At 39.0% G+C, this 1,748-nt stretch carries 2 protein-coding genes; one reads left to right on the top strand and one right to left on the bottom strand.

From position 1 onward, the window contains the following. The coding region (locus HRT72_09425) for a multicopper oxidase domain-containing protein (protein NQY67925.1) at positions 1-1,380 on the top strand (1,380 nt) is incomplete at its 5' end. 1 nt (position 1,381) lies between these two features. Here HRT72_09425 and HRT72_09420 read toward each other — a convergent pair. Further along, a partial coding sequence (locus HRT72_09420) for a zinc-binding dehydrogenase (protein NQY67924.1) occupies positions 1,382-1,748 on the bottom strand: 367 nt, incomplete at its 5' end.

Raw genomic sequence — 1,748 nt, 5'->3', positions numbered from 1 at the left:
CCACACACTAAAATGCTACCAGGTGATACGTGGTCTCCTGATTTTGAAGTATTAAATGAAGCCACTACATTTTGGTATCACCCTCATTTACATAAAAAAACAGAAGAGCACGTTTACTTTGGTGCTGCTGGATTAATTATAGTAGAGGATGACAACTCAGACACACTATCAATCCCAAGAATATATGGAGTAGATGATATTCCGATGATTATCCAAGATAAAAAGTTTGATCCGTTACAAGCGAATCAGCTTAAACTGGAAAAAACTGGAGACTCTATCATGATCAACGGCACACTCAACCCTCATGTTGATGTACCCGCACAAATGGTTAGGTTTCGTATTCTTAATGCATCCACAATGCGAGTTTACAATGTGGGACTAGAAGGTGATGTTCCTTTTCAAATGATTGCATCTGATGGTGGTTTTTTAGAATCACCTGAAACCATGACAAGACTAATGGTCGCTCCGGGTGAGAGAGTTGAAATAGTCGTTGACTTTTCGGGTCTTGCATCGGGAGATTCGCTATCAATAATAAGTTTCAATACTGAACTTGCTTTTGGTGTACAAGGTGGCCCTGGGGGGCCGTTTGGTTACCCTAATGTCGACAACATGGACTTTGAACTTTTAAGATGTAAAGGGATTGCAGCAACTGCGCAAGCTGTATATACTCTATCACCAGTTCTAAACAGTTTTAACAAATGGCTAGAAACAGATGCCGATACTTCGCGTTTCATTGAAATCACCGGAGGCATGAATCAAGTATTCTTGTTTAACGATCTTTCATTTGACATGAACGTAGTTAACGAAACTATTTATTTGGACGACATTGAGATTTGGGAAATACACAATACAGGAACAATGGATGCACACCCATTCCATATCCACGACATCCAATTCTTCGTTCTTGATATTAACGGCGTTGCTCCTCCAGTACATTTATCGGGACTTAAAGATGTTGTACTTATTGAACCTTCTGCCACAGTACGATTCATTACAAAATTCGAAACATTTGCCGACCCTATAGTCCCTTTCATGTATCACTGCCATATCCTAACGCATGAAGACAAAGGAATGATGGGACAGTTTTTAGTTATAGAAAACCCTTCAAGCAGCCCCGACGAATCAATTAAAGACAACATCGATATATTAATTTACCCCAATCCAACGAAAGAAACACTTACCGTTAATCTTGGAGAAGAAGGAGTAAACACAGAGAGGATATCTGTCGTAAACCTCATGGGAGAAATCGTTTCTAGCACAAGCTCTCAAGGCAAACAACAGGTTGACATAAATGTCAATACATTTACAACAGGCGAATACATTCTCGTTATTCAATACAAGAACAATTCTAGTTATTCCACTAAGTTTGTGATTGAGTAGGTTATATTTCTACTATTACCGTTCCGTAATTTTTACCTCGTTCGATCGCCTCATGCGCTTTTACTATTTCGGCAAGAGGAAATACCTCTGACACTCTATGGATAAACAGATCTAATTCTAGCATTTCTGTAATATCTTCCTTTGCATTTCTTTTCGCTTTATCGTTCATCGCATATACCATAACCATCCGAATAGACAGATCCATAGTCATCATTCTACCATAAGGAATGGTTGGCGAGGTATTGCTCATTGAAGCGTAACAAGAAATAACTCCGCCCACTCTAAGTACATCCAAGTTAAATAATAGATTTACAGCAAAATCACCTTCCACAACGTGATCCACCTTTCTTCCCTTGGTGAATTCAAGT

The organism is Flavobacteriales bacterium (assembly GCA_013214975.1).
Classification (GTDB): Bacteria; Bacteroidota; Bacteroidia; order DT-38; family DT-38; genus DT-38.
This window is presented reverse-complemented; position numbering and strand designations above follow the sequence as displayed.